This window comes from Streptomyces sp. T39 (assembly GCF_008042045.1).
Classification (GTDB): domain Bacteria; phylum Actinomycetota; class Actinomycetes; order Streptomycetales; family Streptomycetaceae; genus Streptomyces.
In genome coordinates, this window is record NZ_RDBP01000098.1 from 1 (window position 1) to 1,382 (window position 1,382).

Below are 1,382 nucleotides of genomic sequence, written 5' to 3' on the forward strand. Positions count from 1 at the left end.
CCCGGTCCTCGCCGAGCACGTCCGCCGTCCCGCCCGGCTGCGCCACGACGAACGGCAGTGGCGCGAACCCGACGACGGCGAGGAGCGCGACGACGGGCACGGCGCTGAGGGCGAGGGCGCGGGGGCGCGTGAGGCTGGAGAACACGACGCCAATCTATCTGCCCGCCCGCACCGCCCCGCCGTCACGGTCGCCGCCGGGGGAGGGCCGCGGGACGCGGCGGCCCGGCGCCCGGGCGGGCAGATAGATTGGCGTCGTGTTCTCCAGCCTCACGCGCCCCCGCGCCCTCGCCCTCAGCGCCGTGCCCGTCGTCGCGCTCCTCGCCGTCGTCGGGTTCGCGCCACTGCCGTTCGTCGTGGCGCAGCCGGGCGGGACGGCGGACGTGCTCGGCGAGGACCGGGGCAAGCAGATCATCACCGTCACCGGAGCCCCGACCCGCCGGACCGAGGGCCAGCTGCGGATGACGACGATCGTCGCCTCGGGTCCGTCCGTGGACGTCGACCTCGGCGAGGTCGTCGACGGCTGGTTCCGCACGGACCGGGCGGTCCTGCCCCGGGACGCCGTCTACCCGGCGGGCAAGTCCGACCAGGAGGTCGAGCGCCACAACACCGCGGACATGGAGGAGTCGCAGGACGACGCCACCCGCGCGGCGCTCGCCTATCTCGACGAGGATCCCGCGAAGGTCGAGGTCTCGCTGCACCTGGCGGACGTGGGCGGCCCCAGCGCGGGCCTGCTCTTCGCGCTGGGCATCGTCGACAAGCTGGACGGCGACGGCTCCGGCGGCGACCTGACCGGCGGACGCACCATCGCCGGTACCGGGACGATCACCCCCGAGGGCGAGGTGGGCCCGGTCGGCGGCGTCTCCCTCAAGACCCAGGCGGCCAAGCGCGACGGGGCCACGGTCTTCCTCGTGCCGGAGGCGGAGTGCGCGGACGCGCAGGCCGAACTCCCGGAGGGGCTGCGCCTGATCCCGGTCACCACGCTGGAAGGCACCGTCGAGTCCCTGCGCGCCCTCCAGCGGGGCGGCAAGGTCCCGACCTGCTGACCCCGGACCCCCGCGGCCGCCCGCCCCGGACCTGTCCCTCCGACGCGGCCCCGAGCCCGGCCTGACGCGCCTCGGCTGCCCCGTCCCGCCGGGCGTCCGCCGCCCGCGGCCCGGCCCGCCGCGGTCAGCGTCCCCCGCGCCCCGCGGTCAGGTCCTTTCCGGACGACGCCCCCGCATCGCCGCGCGACGCGTCGCCGGGCCCGGCCGGACGGGCATCCCCGCGCGCCGAACTCCCGGCCGGCGACGTCGCTCCGCCCGCCGGTGCTGCTGCCCGTGCACGCCAAGGAGAACCTGGGCGGCGCCCGGGACCTCGGTCTCCTCGCCGCCGTCTTCGGCGGC

1 protein-coding gene is annotated in these 1,382 nt (G+C 77.4%); it reads left to right on the plus strand.

The window, feature by feature from the left end; genetic code table 11:
* Positions 1–254: 254 nt before the first annotated feature.
* Complete coding sequence (locus EAO77_RS35530; protein ID WP_147992448.1) at positions 255–1,043, plus strand: S16 family serine protease; 789 nt, start codon at positions 255–257, stop codon at positions 1,041–1,043.
* The last annotated feature ends 339 nt before the right edge of the window (positions 1,044–1,382 follow it).